Consider the following 21,032-nt stretch of genomic DNA (forward strand, 5'->3'; position numbering starts at 1 on the left):
ATTAGGCACGCCGCCAGCGTTCGTCCTGAGCCAGGATCAAACTCTCCGAGGTATGCAGAATGCATATCACACATGCGTTGCTACACGATGTAGCGAACTTAGTATGTGATCTTTCCTGCCTCGTCAGCTTGACTGACTACCTATGATGTATCATAGGATTTTTTATAAAAACTCGAATTAACAGGTACGTTTTGTCTTGTTTAGTTTTCAAAGATCATTTTTGTTATCGCTCAGAAGCGACTTTAATATCTTAACATTTCGTTTCGGTTAAAGTCAAGATTTTTTTCAATTTCTTTTTTTAACCTCGCTGCTGTTTTGCGGCAACGAATAATAATATACCACCTTGATTCTTTCCTTGCAATAGTTTTTTTAAAAAAAGTTTCATTTTATGAAAAATAAAAAGCGCCACAGATCAAATGGCGCTTTTATTGATGTATTACCGGTTTCTCATTTGTGGGAAAAGCAGTACATCTCTGATTGATGGGGAATTTGTTAATAGCATGATTAATCGGTCGATACCGATTCCTAGTCCGCCTGTTGGCGGCATTCCATATTCTAACGCTTCAACAAAATCGTCATCCATTAGATGCGCTTCGTCATTTCCTTCTTCACGTTCTTTTAACTGAGCTTCAAAGCGTTCTCTTTGATCGATTGGATCGTTTAGCTCTGTGAATGCATTTGCGTGCTCACGGCGTACGATAAATAGCTCAAAGCGATCTGTGAAGCGAGGGTCTTCAGGGTTTTTCTTAGCTAATGGAGAAATCTCCACTGGGTGTCCGTAAATAAAGGTAGGCTGAACCAATGTTTCTTCTACTTTTTGCTCGAAGAACTCATTGATAATATGACCCACTGTCATGTTTTTCGTAATTTCAATACCGTGATCAGCAGCATGCTGTTTTGCTTCCTCTACAGACATCTCCTGCCAGAAGTCTACACCTGTGGCTTCTTTAACCGCTTCAACCATATGCAGTCTCTTCCATTCAGGTTTTAGATCAATTTCATCTTCTCCATATTGAATCGTTGTTGTTCCTAGTACCTCTTGGGCAATATGAGCAATCAGATTTTCAGTCAGGTTCATGATGTCTTTGTAGTCTGCGTATGCTTCGTATAGCTCGATCATTGTGAACTCTGGGTTATGACGAGTAGATACACCTTCGTTACGGAATACGCGGCCAATCTCGTATACTTTCTCTAGACCACCGACAATGAGACGTTTTAAGTGCAGCTCGATCGCAATACGCATATAAAGCGGCATATCAAGTGCATTGTGATGAGTAATGAAAGGACGAGCTGATGCACCACCAGGGATGCTATGCATTGTTGGTGTTTCAACTTCTAAGTATCCCTTAGAATCTAAGTATCTTCTCATTGATTGAATGATTTTGCTTCGCATGATGAACGTCTGCTTACTTTCTGGGTTTACAATCAGGTCAAGGTAGCGCTGACGATAGCGTTGCTCCACATCTTTTAGTCCGTGATATTTATCAGGAAGCGGGCGAAGTGCTTTTGTGAGAACCTCAAAGCCAGTCGCTTTAATTGAAAGTTCTCCCACATTCGTTTTAAATACTGTTCCTGTCACACCAATGATGTCACCTAGATCTGAGCTTTTGAATAATTCGTAAGCTTCTTCTCCTACACTATCTTTACGAACATAGATTTGAATTTGTCCTTCTAAATCTTGAATGTGGCCAAAGCCAGCTTTCCCTTTTCCACGCTTTGTCATCATACGGCCAGCGATTGTCACTTGAGCCGCTTTTTCTTCTAAGTCTTCTTTTGAAAACTCGTCATATTCAGCAATAATTTTCGCAGATTGATGAGAACGGTCATATCGTTCACCAAATGGATCGATACCCTCTTCTCTCATTTTATTCATTTTGTCACGTCTGACCTGGAATTGGTCATTTAATTCTTCGTTATTAAGCCCTTCATTACTCATTTATATCACTCCAATAATGTATTTTGCAGAGAAAAGCAGAAAAACTGCCAGTACATGCACTAGCAGTGAGCTACAAAAAGAAAGATAGTCTTATCCTACTTTTATTCTTTGAAGCTCTTTTGCCTCGGCTTCGATCGTAAAGTCATCAAGAACTTGTACAAGCCCAGCTCTCGTTTCACTTTGATTGATTTGATTTCTAACGTCTGCGTTGCCTCGGACACCTTTTAAATACCATGCTGCGTGCTTTCTCATTTCTCTGACAGCCACGTGTTCGCCTTTCAGAGCAATGAGTCTGTCTAAGTGAAGTTTGCACACAGACATTTTTTCACGTACGTTTGGTTCTTCTTTCAATTCTCCCGTTTCTAAATAATGAACCGTACGATAAATCATCCATGGGTTTCCTAGTGCGGCTCTTCCGATCATCACAGCATCCACACCGGTTTCATCAAGCATTCGTTTTGCATCTTGAGGGGTTTTGACATCGCCATTCCCGATGACAGGAATGGAAACAGATTGTTTTACCTCTTTAATGATATCCCAATTCGCTGTTCCTTCGTACATCTGCACGCGGGTCCGGCCGTGAAGTGCAACTGCTTGTCCACCTGCTCGTTCAACAGCACGGGCATTTTCAATAGCGAAGATATGGTCTTCGTCCCAGCCCATTCTCATTTTTACCGTAACAGGTTTATCTACAGCTTCTACAACAGCGGAGACCATTTCATAAATTTTGTTTGGATCAAGCAGCCATTTCGCTCCTGCATCACATTTCGTAATCTTCGGTACAGGACAGCCCATGTTGATATCAATAATGTCCGCCGTTGTATGCTGATCTACAAACTTTGCCGCTTCTACGAGTGTGTCCTTTTCTCCTCCAAATATCTGGAGACTCAAAGGCTTTTCCCGTTCATCAATGTATAGCATTCCCATCGTTCTGGCATTATTGATCAGGATCGCTTTGTCACTGACCATTTCAGCGCAGACTAAGCCCGCTCCAAACTCCTTGACTGTGAGTCTGAAGGCAGAGTTACATACACCGGCCATTGGTGCGAGCACCACTTTGTTTTTAATCTCGATATCTCCGATTTTAAACATCTTTCCCCCTCCTTTCTTCCTCGAGTATTGGTGAAAGTTCTTCCACCGTTATATTTAAAGCATCTACTATTTGACCAACCATTTGGTTTGTTGGTAATCGATTGCCTCGCTCAATTTCTCCTAAGACAGAGACAGAGATGCCCAGTCTTTTGGCGAACCCTTCCTGAGTATACCCTTTTAGCTTTCGGTATGCACGAATTCTTCTACCCCACATGTCTTTTTCCATATGCTAACACCTTCTTGGTCTGTTACGGCATTTATTTGTACGTCGCCGATTTCTGGGCAAATCTCACTCATCGGAACAAGAACGAATAAGCGTTCATACATTCTAGGATGCGGCACTACAAGTTGTTCTGTTTCAATATTTTCACGATTATAAAGTAAAATGTCAAGGTCAGCCGTTCGCGGGCCCCATCTCACTTCTCTTGTTCTGCCTAACTCTTGTTCGATTTTCTGAGTAAGTGCCAGCAGTTCCTCTGGACGGAGCGAGGTGGAAATCTTCACGGCCATATTCAAAAAGTCATCTTGGTCCTCGTAGCCTATGGGTGTTGTTTCATATATAGATGAGATTGACTCCACTTGAACATCTGGGTGTTCGTGCAGTTTTTTGACTGCTTCTTTTAAATAAGTTTCCTTTTTACCTATGTTTGAACCTAAAGCGATATATGCTGTATTGTTCATGTGCGTGATCTCGTCATTTCAATTGCAACGGACTGATAGTGTCCTGGAATTGGCGGGTCTGGCTTGATCACCTTCACTGTACATTCCTGAACTGTCGGAAAGTGCTTTAACACTTGGTTTGCAATTCTTTCTGTCAGCGTTTCAACAAGGTTAACCGGCTCCCCTTCTACAATGCTTTTGCAGATTTGGTAGAGCTCTGCGTAGTTGATAGTCTCGTTTAGGTCATCCGTTTGTCCTGCTTTGCTTAAATCAAGTGAAGCTGTTAAGTCCACACGGAATCGCTGTCCTAATTTATTCTCTTCTGCAAACACTCCGTGATATCCATAAAATTCCATTCCGTTTACATATACTTTATCGATGATAAGCGCCTCCCTTATTCAGCATGGCATCCATCATTTTTGCCATTCTTGCAACTTCTTTCACATCATGCACACGGACCATCGCACTGCCCTTTTGAATCCCTAGGCAGACCGTGGCACCCGTTCCTTCTGTACGTTCTTCAGGCGGCAGGTCTAAGACAGCGCCGATGAATCGTTTTCGAGATGTAGCAAGGAGCAGTGGATAGCCGAGATGGCAAAAATGTTCAAGTTCATTCATCACCATCAGGTTGTCTGTTTTATTTTTTGCAAATCCTACACCTGGATCTAATATAATCATGTCATCACGGACACCCGCTTGTTTGACAATTTGAACACTTTCTTTCAAATCTGCAATCATATCTGGAATCAGATGTGTGTAGTTTCGCTCTAGTCGATTGTGCATTAAGATGATCGGAACATTGTGCTTCGCTGCTACATGTGCCATTTGAGGATCCGCTTTTGCTCCCCATACATCATTAATGATGGAGGCTCCAGCTTTCACCGCCTCATCTGCGACATGAGCTTTATACGTATCAATGGAAATAGGCACATCCAATTCTTTTGTGATCTTCTCAATCACAGGTATCACTCTTGAAAGCTCCTCTTGCTCTGAGACAAGTGCCGCTCCCGGCCGAGTCGATTCTCCGCCAATATCGATAATATGCGCTCCATCTTCCATCAGCTGCGCTGCATGAGCCAGCGCTTTATCCATTTGATTAAACTTTCCTCCATCTGAAAAAGAGTCAGGTGTGACATTTAAAATGCCCATGACCAATGTCTTTTCTTCATAACTAAGGGTGTGGCCCTTGGCTTGTATGATTTTAGGCTGTTTTATCACTTGTTGTGTCATTGTGTCCACCTACTCTTTATGTTCTTGACGTTCTTTTGTATATTGCGTTCTCAACTTTGTTGAGATCGTTCGGTTATTTTTGGGCAAGACGATTTCTCCTATACGCCTGAAAGGCACAATCCCCTGAACAGAATTGGTCATCCATGCTTCATCAGCTGAGAGCAGATGTGAGACTGGGTACCGTCCTTCTACCAGCGAGACCCCCAGCGCGTGAAGCGTTTCTATACAATATCGACGGGTTACCCCACTTAAGATACCTGTATCAAGTGACGGTGTATAGATCACATCTTCTTTTCGCCAAAATACATTCGAGGTAATTCCTTCTGCCACATCATCTTCTTTTGTTAAAAAGATGCCTTCTATCGATGGGTCGTTCCCTATTTCTCTTTTAGCCAGCAGGTTGTTCATATAATGATGAGACTTGAGGCGCCTTGGACCTTCTGGTGTGTTTCTCCTCGTTTGAAGAAAGATTCCCTGCTTTTCATCTAGTAGAGACTCCGGCCGGAATGGAGAGATCATCACAAAAACGACAGGCTCTTCATAAGGGTCTGCAGAAAATCCATTGCCTCTGCCCGCAGAGACATTGAAGCGAATCCTCGCACGACCATCGGCTATATGGTTTTGATTCAGTAAGGTATGAATGATGTCGAGTACAAATGGTTTCTCTATTGTGGATTCGATGCAAAGGTCACGTAACGATTGATTGAGCCTTTCAAGATGCCAATCTAACAGGAAGACTTGTCCTGACAGGCTGGTAAATGTTTCGAATACACCGATGCCATATAGAAATCCATGATCAAAAGGAGAAAGAGTCGCGTCTTTCTCCTCTATATACTGACCGTTCAGATAAATGATCATGCGTTTACTTCATGCCCCTCTTTACGATAGGTTTCAATGAAATTCTTGAGCATTTCTTTTCCGAAGGAAGTCATAATCGATTCAGGATGGAACTGAACACTTTCAATTGGCAGTTCTTTATGGCGAATGGCCATGAGCTCGCCTTCCTTCGTGCTAGCTGTTGCGGCAAAGCACTCCGGCAGCGTCTCGTTTTTAACAATTAATGAATGATATCTCGTTGCGACGAGCGGATTTTGGAGTCCAGTGAAGACACCTTTGCCGTCATGTTCGATCTCTGACGTTTTACCATGCATTAACCGCTCTGCGCGAATCACATCTCCGCCAAAGACTTGTGCGATGGATTGATGACCTAAACACACACCGAAGATCGGTATTTTTCCGGCAAAATGCTTGATCGCCTCCATACTAATTCCCGCTTCATCAGGACTGCATGGTCCTGGAGAAATCATCAGAAAGTCTGGCTTGAGCTGTTCGATTTCTTGAATTGTTACTTGATCATTCCGTTTCACAATCAATTCTTCTCCAAGCTCACCTAAATACTGGACCAGGTTGTACGTAAATGAATCATAATTATCAATCATTAATATCATACTCTGCTCACCTCTAACTCAAAATAGTCTCTTCTTTGCTCAACTGTAATGCTTTTTTTACTGCATAGGCTTTTTTAATGGATTCTTTATATTCGTGCTTTGGTACAGAATCAATCACAATACCGGCACCTGACTGCATAAAGGCTTTGCCCTCTGTACAGTACGCAGTACGAATGACGATATTAAAGTGCATATCTTGATTGAATCCAAACCAGCCTATAGATCCAGTATAAAGCCCACGTCTTGTTGGCTCAAGTTCTTCTATGATTTCCATCGTTCTCACTTTTGGAGCACCTGTGATCGTTCCGCCTGGGAATACAGCATGCATGACATCTACTGCATCACATTCAGCACGCAGCTCCCCTTGTACATTGGATACAATGTGCATCACGTGTGAATATTTCTCAATCGCCATAAACTCGTTCACCTGTACGGAGCCGTAAGTGGACACGCGACCAAGGTCATTCCGCTCAAGATCAACGAGCATCACATGCTCCGCGCGTTCTTTTTCATTTTCAATGAGTTCTTTTGCCAGCGCTTGATCCTCAGCGTCGTCCTTGCCTCGTGACCTTGTGCCAGCAATCGGTCTTGTTTCTAGTTGAATGCCTTTTTTCTTAATAAGCAGCTCAGGAGATCCACCAACAATCTGGAAATCTGGCGTGTGCAGATAAGACATATAAGGAGATGGGTTTACCTGACGTAATGTTTTGTATAAATCATACGGGTGAGTATGGAGCTGTTCATCTTGTCTGATGGATAGGTTCACTTGGAACACATCACCGTTTGCGATATATTGCTTAATTTTCTCTACTGCTTCTCCGAAGGTTTCTTCAGTAAAAGGTGCAGCTGGCACAAATTCTGAAGAAGATACGCTGACAGGTGAGTGTACGGATTCTTCTGAAGAGCTTGTCCAGCTTAGCTTCAATTCCTCCAACCTTTGATGAGCTTCACTCACAGGTTCCTCTCCCTCTGTGTGAGTAATGAGCCATAGCATATCTTTTTCGTGATCAAAGACCGCGACATCATTAAACACGAGGAAATACAGGTCAGGTGTCTTGAGATCATCGATTGACAGCATTTTAAAATGCTCGATATATCTTGCATAGTCATAGCTTAAAAATCCAATCGCTCCGCCTTGAAAGTCAGGGTACTCCTCGTTCGTTTCGGTATGGAGGGTTTGAAACCAATCAGCAAAGGCTCTGAATGGGTCACCTTCTTTAAACAGCACCTCATCTTGATAATGGATGGTTGTCATCCCGTCTTTCCCTTTCGCTTTAGCGATCGGGTGAATTCCAGCAATGCTATAGGTTCCGCCGCGTGCACTTTCAAGAAGGACATGGTGTGTTTCACGTGCAGCTAGTTGTTCGTATCTTTTCAAGAATGCATCTTTCGTAAAAGGAATTTTGATGCCCATCGGCCTGCGTTGTGTCATGTTATCATCCTTTTTCATTTTCATTAATCTTATTGTAATGCAATCCATTTTATTTAGAAAATAGTATTTGCTTTCCATCTTCAGATTTCATGAAAAAACCCCAGCAAATGCTGGGGCCTATCGTTTAATCGAATTGATAAAGAGGTGTACTGAGGTAACGCTCACCATTACTTGGGATGATCGCTAACACTTTTTTCCCTTTACCAAGCTTCTTCGCTGTTTGAAGAGCTGCATAAATGGCGGCTCCTGAAGAAATACCGCCAAGAATTCCTTCCTCTTTTGCTGCCTTTCTTGCAAGCTCAAATGCATCTTCGTTTCTTACTTTGATAATGCCGTCATATACTTCCGTATTCAAGATGGATGGAACAAACCCCGCTCCAATCCCTTGAATTTTATGCGGACCTGGCTTTCCTCCTGATAATACTGGGGAATCTGTAGGCTCTACCGCATAAAGTTGAATAGATGGGATGGCTTCTTTTAGGACTTCACCAGCCCCTGTAATCGTACCGCCCGTACCAACACCTGCAATAAACGCATCAAGCTCGCCATCAAACTGTTCAAGAATTTCCTTCCCAGTTGTACGGCGGTGAATCTCAGCATTGGCTTCGTTGTTAAACTGCTGAGGCATGAAATAACCATGCTCTTCTGCCAGTTCTTCCGCTTTTTTGATGGCACCTTTCATTCCTTCTGCACCTGGTGTTAATACAAGCTCTGCACCGTAAGCGCGTAAAAGGTTGCGGCGCTCCTGACTCATTGTTTCCGGCATAACCAAAATCGCATTGATTCCTTTAGCAGCCGCTACCATCGCAAGACCGATTCCCGTGTTTCCACTTGTCGGCTCAATGAGCGTGTCGCCAGCTTTTAATGTACCTTTTGCTTCAGCATCTTCGATCATGGCTAACGCAATACGATCTTTCACACTGCTGCCTGGGTTCATATATTCAAGTTTCAAGTAGACATCTGCACTGTCTTCTTCTACTAAACGGTTTAATTTAACGACTGGTGTATTTCCTATTAGTTCAAAAACTGAATTTGCAATACGAGCCATCACTAACACCTCTATCTCCGAGTAATTTTATTGTATTAATATTAAATTATCAATTTCAAAAAATTTTGTCAATGCTTTTAGTCCTGCTCTCCATCGTAAAACCATGTGACTTTTGCTTCTTTCCACAGGGTTTTGACATTCGCCTTTTCACCTAGATCTTCCATTGCAATCTGTCTTTTGATCTGATCTTTGACTTCTTTATAAGAGAAGGAGCGGCCATTTAATTTTTCTTTTAATTGGATGATGGCATACCCGTTTTTGGTCTCAATCGGCTCTTTCGTCCATTCATCTGGTTGAAGCTTTTGAGCTTCTTGTATGTATAGGGCTGGGATACTCTCTTGCTCTTCTGTCACAAAACCAAGATCTCCGCCGTAGGGTGAGGTGTAGCGGTCGATCGAGCGTTCAGCTGCCACGGCTTCGAAGCTAGATCCGCCTTTTAAATCTTTCAATACGTTTTCAGCCTCGTCCTTTGTCTTAACGACAATATGACGAATACGGTATGAATCATCATATTGATATAAGTCCTTGTTTTTTTCATAAAAGGCTTTTGCTTCTTTTTCAGAAACAACGGCATCTCTCGTTAAGAGCTGTTCTAATAAAATTTGATAACGAATCTGCTCTTTCCATTCCTTTTCACTTGTATGTCCATCTTCGTAGAAATTATTAGAAACCGCTTTAAGCATAAGTAATTCACGATTGATCTCTTTTGAAGACACCTCTAGTTTGTTTTCCTTCGCAAGCTGATTGACTACCTTCTGATTGATCATTTGTTCAAGTGTTGCCTTTCCGTAGCGGTCTTCCATCTTCTTTAACCATTCTTGACGCGTAACCTTCTCTTTTCCAATGGACGCAATTTCTTCACCGTTCTTCCCGTTTGAGGAAGCTTGCGACATTTGCGATTTTGTTAGTACATATGCAATGACAACAGCATTGATCATGAGCAAAACGAGGATAAATGTCCATACCACTCTTGCTTTTAGTCTCATCTTTCGTCTCCTTTCCATCCTAAAAAGAAAACCCGCTGCTGAGAGCTTAGCGGGTTATTTCTTCACGTAGCTCTTCTAGCTCTTCTTTTGTAAATACATACGTTTCGTTACAAAAATGGCATTGAGCTTCTGCTTGTCCGTCTTGTTCAATCATATCTTCAATTTCGGCTTTTCCTAAGCTGATAATGCCATTAGCAAACCGTTCTTTTGAGCAGTTACAAGAGAATTCGACAGGTACAGTTTCTAAAATTTGAGGTTTTTCACCAAGAACTTCTTCTAAAATTTCTTCTGGTGTCATCCCTTTTTCAATGAGTTTCGAAATCGGTTCAATTGTGGATAAACGTTTTTCTAGTCTTTCAATGACTGCATCTTCTGTTCCAGGCAGCAATTGAATGATGAAACCGCCTGCCGCGAGAATAGAGTTGTCTGGATTGACAAGGACGCCTACGCCTACAGAGGAAGGCACTTGCTCAGAAGAGACGAGGTAATAAGTGAAGTCATCTCCAATTTCACCTGAGACGATTTCTGTTTGTCCTGTAAAGTGGTCTTTCAGCCCAATATCTTTCACAACACTTAATGTTCCTGTTGTTCCAACTGCACGTCTGACATCCAGCTTGCCATGTTCATTTAAATCAAAGTGAACTTGTGGGTTTGAGACATATCCGCGAACCTGACCTTTTGCATTTCCATCAGCGATGATGGCTCCGATTGGTCCACCGCCTTCAATTTTGACAGTTAACTTATTCTCGCCTTTGAGCATAGCTCCCATCATGACTGTAGCCGTCATGGTTCTCCCAATCGCTGCTGACGCAGTTGGCCACGTATGGTGTCTCCTTTGTGCTTCGTTGATTGTATCTGTTGTGTTTGCAGCATATGCGCGGACTTTACCGTCATATGCTAACGCTTTAACTAAGTAATCCATTCGATTTAAACCTCCTATAGTACACCGACACGATTACGTTCATAAATTAATTGGAGTCCTTTTAATGTTAAGAACGGATCGACCATATCAATACAGTCTGATTCATTTCCAATCAATGTAGACAAGCCGCCTGTTGCAATGACTTTCGGTGTTTGTTTAGCTTGCTGCTTCATCCGTTTCACTATTCCCTCGACTTGTCCAACATATCCATAAAGGATACCTGATTGCATCGCACTGATGGTGTTTTTTCCAACGATGTGATCTGGGCGGACGATTTCAATTCTCGGCAGCTTAGCCGCTCTTGTATATAAAGCCTCCGTTGAGATGGTAATACCCGGTGCAATTGCTCCACCCATGTATTGTTTTTGTTCATTGATATAGCAGTACGTTGTCGCTGTTCCAAAGTCTACCACAATGAGAGGCGCCCCATATAGGTGAATGGCCGCCACCGCATTGACGATTCGATCAGCGCCGACTTCCTTTGGATTGTCGCACATAATGTTTAGTCCAGTCTTCATCCCAGGCCCTACAATTTGGGGTGTAATGTGAAAGTACTTTTCGCACATTCTTTCTAGTGCAAACATCATTGGCGGGACCACAGAGGAGATGATAATACCTTCTATTTGGTCAAACATCAGCCCTACATAGTCAAATAAAGACCGGATGGACATACCAAATTCATCTTCTGTTTTATGACGGCTTGTTTCAATTCGCCAATGGTAATTTAGATCGCCATTATGATAAACACCTAAAACGGTATTTGTGTTTCCTACATCTATCACGAGTAACAACTTCATCACCACTTTGAATAGTTTCTCAAAAAGATCATTTTTCGACTTTCTATCATACCATACACGAATCGAGTTCCATTTGTAAACAATTCGAAACCGATCCATTCATGAATCGAAATAAAAAAAAGCTGCCGGTGATCCCGGCAGCTTTCACAGAAGGAGATTAGATCTCCTCATCTTCTTTTTTCTTGATGTTCACTTTCACATCATCGTTTTTCCCTTCGTCATCCGCGTATATACGCTCTGGAAGCTTTCCAGTTTCGTAAAGAGATTTAATTTGCTCAGCATCTAATGTTTCAACTTCTAGAAGGGCTTGTGCGATGATTTCTAGCTTATCTTTGTTCTCAGTGAGAATTTGTTTCGCACGTTCGTAGCTGTCCTTGATGAAACGCTGAATTTCTTGGTCAATCTCGTAAGCAATGGCTTCACTATAATTCGGCTCGTTGTTAAAATCACGGCCAAGGAACACTTGACCACCTTGTGCTTGACCGAACTGAAGCGGACCAAGCTTATCAGACATACCGAACTCAGTAACCATTTTTCTTGCAATGCCTGTTGCACGCTGGAAGTCGTTGTGAGCGCCTGTGCTTACTTCACCAAACGTAATTTCCTCTGCAACACGACCGCCGAGTAAGCCGACAATTTTATCAAGAAGCTCTGGCTTCGTTTGGAAATAACGATCTTCTCTTGGAAGCATGACAGCATATCCACCTGCCTGACCACGAGGAACGATCGTTACTTTATGCACCATATCCGCTTCGTCTAGGATAAGTCCAATGACAGTATGACCTGCTTCATGGTAAGCCACGATATTGCGTTCTTTTTTCGAAATGACGCGGCTTTTCTTCGCTGGTCCAGCGATAACACGGTCAGTCGCTTCGTCGATATCACGCATATCGATTTTCTTTTTGTTATGACGGGCAGCAACTAGCGCTGCTTCGTTTAGTAAGTTCTCAAGATCTGCTCCAGAGAAACCTGGTGTTCTGCTTGCAATGGCTTTCAAGTTGACTGTATCATCAAGCGGTTTGTTTTTCGCATGAACCTTCAGTACTTCTTCACGACCAATGACATCTGGGCGGTCAACCGTAATTTGACGGTCAAAACGTCCCGGACGCAGCAATGCAGGATCTAAAATATCTGCACGGTTCGTCGCAGCAATGATAATAATCCCTTCGTTGGCACTAAAACCATCCATTTCAACAAGAAGCTGGTTCAGCGTTTGTTCACGCTCATCATGACCGCCGCCAAGACCTGCTCCACGCTGACGACCAACTGCATCAATCTCATCAATAAAGATTAAGCAAGGTGCATTCTTTTTCGCATTTTCGAACAAATCACGTACACGTGATGCACCGACACCGACGAACATCTCGACGAAGTCAGAACCACTAATGCTGAAGAAAGGAACGCCTGCTTCTCCTGCAGATGCTCTCGCAAGCAATGTTTTACCTGTACCTGGAGGTCCTACTAGTAAAACCCCTTTAGGGATTCTTGCACCAAGCTCCGCAAATTTACGCGGATCCTTCAGGAATTCTACCACTTCTACAAGCTCTTGCTTTTCTTCATCCGCACCGGCCACATCTTTAAATTTCACACGCTTCTTCTCTTCTGTGTAAAGCTTTGCCTTACTTTTACCAAAGTTCATGACTCGGCTTCCACCGCCCTGAGCTTGGTTCAATAAGAAGAAGAACAGGATAAAGATGATGATAAACGGAATGATGGTTGTCAGAACTTGCAGCCATCCATTTGTTTCAGGTGCTGGTTCTACTTTTACATCTGTATTCTTCAGTGCACTGTAAATTTGGTCAACACCTTGACCATCTGGAACATGGGTAATGAAGTATTGATCTTTCTTCGCGCCATCTAATTGACCACGAATTTCATAAACCCCTCTTACAGGCTGGATGGAGATGCTCTCCACTTTTCCCGCACTTAGATTTTGCGAAAATTTGCTGTAAGACATGTTCTCAGGCTTTTGATTAGGGGATCCTAACCAGCTAACAACCCCTATTACAAGTAATAAAATAAGTATATAAAAAATCGTATTACGAAAAACCCGATTCATTCCTTACCTCCTCCCACAGTAAGCACAACTATGTTCAATAGTATCATAGAAAATCATTCCAATACAACCAATAACCTCATGTATACGTATGCTGATTAGCCTTCGTAAACAGATGGTTTTAACACTCCAATATACGGGAGGTTTCGGTAACGTTCAGCGAAATCCAATCCATAGCCGACAACAAATGCATCCGGCACTTCAAATCCAACATAATCTGCTTTGATGTCTGCTTTACGACCGCTTGGTTTATCAAGCAATGTCACAATTTTAATGGAGTTTGCTTTACGGTATCGGAAAAGCTCTACCAGATAGCTCAAAGTTAACCCACTGTCGATGATATCTTCCATAATTAGAATATCTCTTCCTTCAACAGAAGTATCTAGATCCTTAATGATCTTCACTTCTCCAGAAGATACGGTAGACTTGCCATAGCTAGATACATCCATAAAATCGAGCTCTAAATATGTATCAATGTGTTTGATCAGGTCTGCCATGAATGGAAGAGCCCCTTTCAAAACACCAATAGCCAGGGGAAATTTACCATCATAATCGCTGGTTAATGTTGCACCCAGTTCCTTCACTTTTTGCTGGATCTCTTCTTCTGAGATCAAAATCTTTTCAATATCTTGTTTCATGCTTTTGCTTGCCCCCTACAAATTTTCGTGCTGTCTATATTGTAATACAATGAGATCGCTGTTTGTCATATCAATTTCTTCAAAAACGGATTTTTTCAGACCTGGGATCCAGATGATTTGATGATCCGAGTCAGTGACGATCGGCCAGCTGTCTCTTTCTGCAAGAGGCACTTTTTTATCAATAAATATATCCTTCACCTTTTTTGACCCATTCATCCCTTTAAGTTTGATTCGATCACCATTTTTTCGTGAGCGAATGATCAAAGGGAGACGAACATGATCTTTTTGAAGCAAGAAAAAATAGTTCCCGTTCCGTGCATCCTTCGGAACATGATTTGATACCACAATAGAATGTCCATTCGGGAGAAAAAGCTCCTCTCCCATCTCAACCTTTAAGTGATGAGCATAGGACTGATCTAATCCAAGCGATCGTTCAAAGGTAAACATACAGTGATCATAAGACTTGACAGCTTGTAAACCCTTTGGCAAATCTAATGATCCAGACGGTTGTTCCGTATGAGATAACCAGTCCAAAGTCCCTAGAATATGCTGATTTGAAAACGCTGATTGAGTGTTTTCATAAAGATAGTTTAATATTAGTTGAATGCCTCTTCTTTGTAAAGGCAAAGGCAGGTCAAGCAAAGGCTTCGTTTTGATCTCGATTTTCTTAGGCGTGTGACTGATCATCACTTGGTTCATTTGTTCCTTTGTTAATGCCTGCAAGTATTGCTCATCCTCAGTCAGCATCTCACTTACAAACTGAAAGCTTTCATGTACATGAGGCGCCTCTTCTTTTAACACGGGAAGAATGTGTCTTCTTATCCGGTTTCTCAAGTAGTCATCTGTGTGATTGCTTTGATCAATGACATAGGGAACATGTTCTTTTTCACAAGCTTTTAGCACGTCGTCCTTAGAATATCCAATCAGCGGACGAATCAGCCACCCTTCTTGAAAAGGGCGTTTTGCTTGAATACCTGCGAGTCCTATTCCAACAGTCCCTCTCGTCAGCCTCATCATCATTGTTTCTACTTGGTCGTCTCCATGATGTGCAAGCGCTATAAATTGAGCGTTGTACTGCTCCATCACTTGACGAAAGAAAGCATATCTGCACTCTCTTGCAGCTGCCTGTTTGTTTAAGTGATTTTCTTTTGCATATTGGATCACCTGTATGCGGGCCGATTCAAAAGGGATCTCTTGCTCCTTGCAGTAAGCCTCAACAAATGCCAAATCAGCAAAGGATTCTTCTCCTCTGAACATGTGATCTACATGGGCTGCAATCAGCTGAAAGGAACCTTTTCGACGCTTGTTTAGTTCATGCAGCAAGAGCATGGAATCCGGTCCGCCGGAAACCCCGACAATGACTGTCGTATTTTCAAGGAAAACATCATGTTTTTTCAAAAAAGATTCAATTCTATTCACAACTGCCTCCTCACAAAGAGCAGGTAATTTAAAGATATACATATCCTATCACTTTCAGTAGCTCCAAGCAAAGAAGAAGCCTGCTTTTTTACAGCTCTACAACAGGAATAAAACCACATATGCACAGTAAAGGGCGAGTACACTGCACACGATGAGAATGGTTTCAAAAAGCCCGCCTGACTTTTTACGTACTGACGTTCTTTTCCCCGCAGCAACTCGCGATCGTGAAGTCACCTGTTGATTTTGACTAACAGCAGGCTTTGGCCTGTTTTTTTGTGTTTGCTTCTTTTGAGGTGTTTTTCTTGAAGCAAGCAGCTGTCCTTCTTTCAGCATAGCACTTTTCATATCTCCCGCTGATTGGTACTTACCTTGAAGGGCTGCCTTCAACACCCTCTCATATCGCTTTAATAAAGGATGCCCTTCAATCGCTCGATAAAGCTGCTTTTCTGGTTCTGCCCCTTTTTTGAATTCCTTTTTATACGCACAGTTCACCATGACCATACTTATGGCAAATAAATCATAAGATGGTTCTGCCTTTCTTGTACCGAATCCCCAGTAGCCTCGATCAAAAAACTCGGTATACTCCTTGATTGCCCTACCTTCCTTCGTCGTTCCTCCAACGTCGATACATCGAATCGTGGCTGGAGGGCCCGAAACGATGAGATTATCCGGCTTCAAGTCCCCAAATATCCAGCCTTCCTTATGTAAATGAGCCAAGTTAGACAAAAGCTGAATCATTAAGACGACGATCCACTCATCACCTTTTTGTTTAACGAACTCGAGCAGCAGCGGGCCTCTGACATACTCCATCACATAAAACGAACGCTTTTGAGACATGCCAGGATACATAACATCATCCATATCATAAAAAGAAGGCCCCATGGTTTTCACAGGAGCCTTTGAAAAGGATTTTAATACATTGACTTCAGATGCAATAAGCATACTGTCATCACTCACTTTAAGGGCCACTTGCCCATTTGGCGATTCGGCCAGATAGACAACACCGTTCGCCCCTTTTCCCAGCTCTTTTACAATGCGGTAATGATGATGGTGCCATTTCCCTTTAATCACCGTGCCTAGCGGGATGTTAGAAACCGAATTCATCATCATGCTCTTCCTTTGCTTCAAGCAGCCCTTTACGTGAACGAACTGATTTGAAATGCTGGAGTGCTTCTCGGAGTGCTGGTCCAGTCGGAGTAATTCCTCCAGTCGTCAGCTTTGGGAAAATAGATGATAACGAATCGAATCGAGGCGTCCAATTCAACACAATTTCTGCATCTGAGTTTTTCCCGGGAAATACACACATCCCAAACTGATTTTCGCCAATTCTTGAATTTAAACTAATGGAGAGATCGATGAGTGCTTCTTTGACAGTCGGCAGCTTCGGTTTCATGCTTGCACTTGTATCAACAAGCACTAGCACTTGAAGATGAACAGTCTCCCCTAGCTCATCGACAACCTCCATCACTTCTCCACGCTTATCAGGCGGAAGCTCTTCAATTTCTGTATCTTTGCCGAGTATTTGCTGCAATTCTTTATTGACGACACCTTGCAATGTTTGTGTCATCGCCTTTTTTGTAACCATTTGTACCGTTTGAGACAATTGCTGTACGTAGACAACCTGATGGATGCCTCCGCCTGCGAGAGCAATCCCCTCTACTTCTTTCATCGCTTCATGATCTTGTCTGTTTTCTTCCATAATGCCAATGACATTGACTGTAATCCCTTGTTCCTTTGCCAATGAGGCAATCGCAAGTGGATCTTCCCCGTGATTTGAGCAGCCATCTGTAATCAATAAGATTTGGTTTACGTGACCTTTTCGCATCTTCATTCCTCCTGGGATTGTAACTGAATGCTTATATCCCCCATCATCGCCAGAAGAAATTCATATTATACGATATTTTAAGAAATCTCTTGATTCTCAAGATAGAATGTACCAGTCGGAATGGATGCCCATTTTGGCGTGTTGTGGTCGAGCCTAATGACAACAACCGTCATATCGTCGTCAATTTGACCCGCTCTTGTTCGAATGACCTCTTCCATTAATAAATCAGCAATCTCTTGCGGATCTTCTGTTTTAAAGCTTTTCATTTTCCGCTTCACCCATAAATCATGATTTTCAATATGCTTTGGTCCTTCAAAAATGCCATCGCTCATCATAATGAGCAGATCTCCTGCCTTCATCTGTTCGCTCACAACTTCCACTTCGAACTCATCAATAATCCCAATCGGCAAGTTGCTAGCTTGTACCTTCATCACCTGATCACCCCGTTTAATAAAGCTAGGGGTTGAACCAATCTTTAGGAACTTACAGCTCGCATCCTGTAAATCAATGATTGATAAATCTAATGTTGAGTAGATTTCATCAGTCGTCCGTAAAGATAAAATACTATTAATGGTCTTGATCGCCACTTTTTCATTGATACCAGACGCCAATATTTTTTCTAACAGCTTAATCGTTTCATTGCTTTCAAAATGAGCCCTTGCTCCATTTCCCATCCCATCACTAATTGCTGCAGCATATTTACCCGCACCCAACTCCATCATGCTGTAGCTGTCTCCAGATACTAAGCCTCCACCTTTCGCTGCATGCGCTACGCCTGTAGTTACTCGATACGATTTTGCAGAACCAAATACAACATGACAATAGCCTGTTGGATGCTCTGCGCACTGCTCTGCTTTTACTAAAATCTGTTCTTCTAAAATATCTGAGAGCATTGGAGCGATGATTTTTTCACATTCCCCATGACCTTGGCAATAGGGAATTCTCATTTCTATATCGACATTCCCCTGCTCCAAGCTATAAATTTCTACTTGCTGAATTTCAATTCCAAAGTGCTGAAGCGCTTCTATCATCTGCTCTTCCTGAACAAAATGCTGTTCTCTTTCTCGTTTTATTTCCCGGGAAAAATCATCCATCACTTGTGAGACGCCCATCAGCTGTTCTGCCACAAGGCGCCTGCTGTCTTGGACCTTTTTCTTAAGTGTCTGATTTGCTTTGTAGTAAGCGATCTCCTCTTCGATCAATTCCTCGACATGTTTTGATTTTGAGCAGTGCTGGCTAAATTTCTTTTTCAATTTCCGGTTATGCTCATACGTTTTTTCATCAGATTCATGCATAACTTGTTTCATCAGTTCATAGGTTGTATCAAAGTTCTGCACCCAGCATTTATTTTTCTTATAGCACGTTTGACAGGATCGTTCTGTGATCGTACTTAAAAAAAGATCTACATCCTCTTCCTGCTTCTTCTCTTCAGGAATGGAATCGTAAAATGTCGCAAAACTCTCAGACAGCGCATGAAATACATGAGAGAATTGATCTACTTTTTTTGCTGTGACATCTCGTACTTTCCGGGCATATTGCTGCTGTTCCTGTACATGCTCTACAGTACCAGGGATATATTTCGCCACCTTAGAGGTCACTGATTGTGGCGTGAGCAGAAACAGTGCAACAGCAATGAGTGATTCATATAGCGTGGTCATGAGACCTGCTGATCCTTCCCCGTACAATGAAATGAGTAATGAACCCACAATTAAGCCAATGGCTGCTCCTGCTTTCTTCCCCTCTTTGAGCAACCCGCCTAATAAGCCAGAAAAGGCAAGAAGACTCATCTGATAAAGGTTACCGATGTTTGCGAGACCGAGAATTAAACCTGTCACGACACCAACCGTACAACCAATACTGGCTCCACCAATAAAGGCAAATGTAAGCACAACATAACGTGACAAAATATGCTCTGCTTGCATCCCTTGGAAGGTAATGCCCGCTAAGCCTGTTAATACCGACGCAATTAAAATCATAAAACAAATGATTTCTTCGACCTTTAAGGAGTGTTTGATTTTCCTGACTGTAAAAATCGGTAAGCTTTGAAGAAAAATCAATGTCAATATGAAGGCAAGTCCTGCTTCAACGCCTGCCATGACGTAATCGTAGCTTTGCACAGCGCCTTGCTCTAGGTAAACAAAAGCCCCTCGGGTGATCAGCATCGAAAGAACAATCACAACCGGTAATGTTTTCACTGGATCTTTGATGATGAAAGAAACAACTTTTGACATGAGGAGAAACACGATCAATGACGCAAATACAAATAATGCATTTTGAGGTGATATGGTCATCGCCCCAGCGAGTAAAGCAAGACAAGCGAGCATCGCCTTATCTCTTTTAATGAGCCGCATGGAACCAAAGAAAGGCAAAGCAAACGGCATAATCTCAGATAAAATAAAGGCTCGTCCTAATAAAAAGCCGAGAACAACATAAATAAACCCTTTATAGAAAAAAAGAGAATGCGTATGATGAAGAAACAGGTTATTCATCTTTTTCAAACCTGCACTGATTCTTTCAAACCCCGCTCCTGTTAAATCAGTTCTTCTTTCTAGTTTTTCCATCTTCTCATCCCCCACCTGATATTCGTTGTTTGTCATTATAGCGAAGGTGAAAAAGAAATTTTGTCAAAAGAAGTTGTCGTTTCTATAAAACGTTCGACTCTTTATTCGTCAAAGAGGCATACTTTCATGAAAGTCGATTTCTTTCATCAGAATTTTATGAAGGCACAAAAAAACAGCTTTCTTATAGAAAGCTGTTCTGAAGATGACCCGTACGGGATTCGAACCCGTGTTACCGCCGTGAAAGGGCGGTGTCTTAACCGCTTGACCAACGGGCCTTGCTTGATGTTCTACTTAAAAGGATAGCGGCGGAGGGGATCGAACCCCCGACCTCACGGGTATGAACCGTACGCTCTAGCCAGCTGAGCTACACCGCCATAATGAAAAATGCGCTAAGAAGCACAAGAACTATAATACAAAGGATTCGCTTGTCCGTCAATAGAAAGTTTTAAATTAAATGACGAAATCTCAAAAAATGTCGAGTTTATAAAGAAAAAAAGCACCCGCTGAACAGCAGGTGCTTTGTTATAAAAATATATAGAAAGCAGCAACAAGTTAACCTCTTCTTGCTCCGCGCCCCCCACGTTTTGATTCCGTGTTACGTTTTAAAGATGTTAAGCGGTCTTCGCTATCTTTTAAGAATTTGTTCATTTTTTGCTCAAACGATTCCTTCGGACGGAAATCATTTCTGCTCGGTCTTGATTGTTGTTGAGGACGATCTTTTGCTTTTTTAATGGACAAGCCGATTTTACCGTCTTTTTCAACGTTAATCACTTTCACTTCAACTTGTTCACCGACTTTTAAATGCTCATTAATATCTTTTACATAGTTATCGGCTACCTCACTGATATGAACGAGACCAGTTGAACCTCCTGGCAACTCCACAAAAGCTCCAAAATTTGTAATGCCCGTAACTTTCCCTTGTAACTTGCTGCCAACTTCAATCGACATAAAAAAAGTGCTCCTCCTTAGACTTATCAAAAAA

At 42.2% G+C, this 21,032-nt stretch carries 19 protein-coding genes, 2 tRNA genes and 1 pseudogene; all 22 read right to left on the bottom strand.

All coding sequences use genetic code 11. The features are described from left to right. Nucleotides 1–436: 436 nt before the first annotated feature. On the bottom strand, nt 437–1,936 hold the full coding sequence (lysS, locus tag ACSLGF_RS16190; protein ID WP_456007163.1) for a lysine--tRNA ligase: 1,500 nt from the start codon (nt 1,934–1,936) through the stop codon (nt 437–439). Between the two features lie 90 nt (nt 1,937–2,026). Continuing rightward, nucleotides 2,027–3,028: a tRNA dihydrouridine synthase DusB gene (gene dusB, locus ACSLGF_RS16195; RefSeq protein WP_456007165.1), complete on the bottom strand. Its 1,002-nt coding sequence runs from the start codon at nt 3,026–3,028 to the stop codon at nt 2,027–2,029. After that, the gene (locus tag ACSLGF_RS16200; RefSeq protein ID WP_456007167.1) at nt 3,021–3,254 is read right to left on the bottom strand and encodes a helix-turn-helix domain-containing protein; all 234 of its coding nucleotides are present in this window, start codon (nt 3,252–3,254) and stop codon (nt 3,021–3,023) included. Before ACSLGF_RS16200 ends, dusB begins: the two co-directional genes overlap by 8 nt. Then, on the bottom strand, nt 3,206–3,709 hold the full coding sequence (folK, locus tag ACSLGF_RS16205) for a 2-amino-4-hydroxy-6-hydroxymethyldihydropteridine diphosphokinase (RefSeq protein WP_456007168.1): 504 nt from the start codon (nt 3,707–3,709) through the stop codon (nt 3,206–3,208). Before folK ends, ACSLGF_RS16200 begins: the two co-directional genes overlap by 49 nt. Beyond that, nucleotides 3,706–4,068 carry a dihydroneopterin aldolase gene (folB, locus tag ACSLGF_RS16210; protein ID WP_099728309.1) on the bottom strand — a complete coding sequence of 121 codons (363 nt, stop codon included), beginning with the start codon at nt 4,066–4,068 and terminating at the stop codon, nt 3,706–3,708. Before folB ends, folK begins: the two co-directional genes overlap by 4 nt. Beyond that, nucleotides 4,061–4,918 (bottom strand): dihydropteroate synthase, encoded by an 858-nt coding sequence (gene folP / locus ACSLGF_RS16215; protein ID WP_456007170.1) that lies wholly within the window; start codon nt 4,916–4,918, stop codon nt 4,061–4,063. The genes folB and folP overlap by 8 nt, the downstream gene beginning before the upstream one ends. Nucleotides 4,919–4,927: 9 nt before the next feature. Continuing rightward, on the bottom strand, nt 4,928–5,776 hold the full coding sequence (pabC, locus tag ACSLGF_RS16220; RefSeq protein ID WP_456007172.1) for an aminodeoxychorismate lyase: 849 nt from the start codon (nt 5,774–5,776) through the stop codon (nt 4,928–4,930). Then, the gene (pabA, locus tag ACSLGF_RS16225) at nt 5,773–6,366 is read right to left on the bottom strand and encodes an aminodeoxychorismate/anthranilate synthase component II (RefSeq protein WP_256499211.1); all 594 of its coding nucleotides are present in this window, start codon (nt 6,364–6,366) and stop codon (nt 5,773–5,775) included. Before pabA ends, pabC begins: the two co-directional genes overlap by 4 nt. A 13-nt stretch (nt 6,367–6,379) precedes the next feature. Beyond that, on the bottom strand, nt 6,380–7,798 hold the full coding sequence (locus tag ACSLGF_RS16230) for an anthranilate synthase component I family protein (RefSeq protein WP_456007174.1): 1,419 nt from the start codon (nt 7,796–7,798) through the stop codon (nt 6,380–6,382). Between the two features lie 124 nt (nt 7,799–7,922). Then, a complete protein-coding gene (cysK, locus tag ACSLGF_RS16235) occupies nt 7,923–8,846 on the bottom strand; it encodes a cysteine synthase A (protein ID WP_456007176.1) in 924 nt (307 codons plus the stop codon). Between the two features lie 77 nt (nt 8,847–8,923). Continuing rightward, nucleotides 8,924–9,832, bottom strand: coding sequence for a peptidyl-prolyl cis-trans isomerase (locus ACSLGF_RS16240; RefSeq protein WP_456007177.1), 909 nt, complete (start codon nt 9,830–9,832; stop codon nt 8,924–8,926). Nucleotides 9,833–9,878: 46 nt separating this feature from the next. Then, complete coding sequence (gene hslO / locus ACSLGF_RS16245; protein WP_099728316.1) at nt 9,879–10,754, bottom strand: Hsp33 family molecular chaperone HslO; 876 nt, start codon at nt 10,752–10,754, stop codon at nt 9,879–9,881. A 14-nt stretch (nt 10,755–10,768) separates the two neighbouring features. Further along, the gene (locus ACSLGF_RS16250; RefSeq protein ID WP_099728317.1) at nt 10,769–11,545 is read right to left on the bottom strand and encodes a type III pantothenate kinase; all 777 of its coding nucleotides are present in this window, start codon (nt 11,543–11,545) and stop codon (nt 10,769–10,771) included. Nucleotides 11,546–11,708: 163 nt separating this feature from the next. Continuing rightward, nucleotides 11,709–13,610, bottom strand: coding sequence for an ATP-dependent zinc metalloprotease FtsH (gene ftsH, locus ACSLGF_RS16255; RefSeq protein ID WP_456007179.1), 1,902 nt, complete (start codon nt 13,608–13,610; stop codon nt 11,709–11,711). Between the two features lie 95 nt (nt 13,611–13,705). After that, nucleotides 13,706–14,245: a hypoxanthine phosphoribosyltransferase gene (gene hpt, locus ACSLGF_RS16260; RefSeq protein WP_008357399.1), complete on the bottom strand. Its 540-nt coding sequence runs from the start codon at nt 14,243–14,245 to the stop codon at nt 13,706–13,708. Next, nucleotides 14,242–15,664, bottom strand: a pseudogene (gene tilS / locus ACSLGF_RS16265) (tRNA lysidine(34) synthetase TilS). The gene hpt and the pseudogene tilS overlap by 4 nt, the downstream one beginning before the upstream one ends. 96 nt (nt 15,665–15,760) lie before the next feature. Then, nucleotides 15,761–16,768, bottom strand: a complete 1,008-nt coding sequence (locus ACSLGF_RS16270) for a protein kinase domain-containing protein (RefSeq protein ID WP_456007233.1) — start codon at nt 16,766–16,768, stop codon at nt 15,761–15,763. Further along, complete coding sequence (locus tag ACSLGF_RS16275; protein ID WP_456007181.1) at nt 16,752–17,489, bottom strand: VWA domain-containing protein; 738 nt, start codon at nt 17,487–17,489, stop codon at nt 16,752–16,754. Before ACSLGF_RS16275 ends, ACSLGF_RS16270 begins: the two co-directional genes overlap by 17 nt. Nucleotides 17,490–17,566: 77 nt before the next feature. After that, nucleotides 17,567–20,050 (bottom strand): stage II sporulation protein E, encoded by a 2,484-nt coding sequence (gene spoIIE / locus ACSLGF_RS16280; RefSeq protein WP_456007183.1) that lies wholly within the window; start codon nt 20,048–20,050, stop codon nt 17,567–17,569. A 203-nt stretch (nt 20,051–20,253) separates the two neighbouring features. After that, a tRNA-Glu gene (locus ACSLGF_RS16285) sits at nt 20,254–20,325 on the bottom strand. A gap of 25 nt (nt 20,326–20,350) precedes the next feature. Continuing rightward, nucleotides 20,351–20,424 (bottom strand) — tRNA-Met (locus ACSLGF_RS16290). Between the two features lie 178 nt (nt 20,425–20,602). Continuing rightward, the gene (locus tag ACSLGF_RS16295) at nt 20,603–20,998 is read right to left on the bottom strand and encodes a S1 domain-containing RNA-binding protein (RefSeq protein WP_008357409.1); all 396 of its coding nucleotides are present in this window, start codon (nt 20,996–20,998) and stop codon (nt 20,603–20,605) included. Nucleotides 20,999–21,032: the final 34 nt, after the last annotated feature.

This window comes from Bacillus sp. A015 (genome assembly GCF_053851875.1).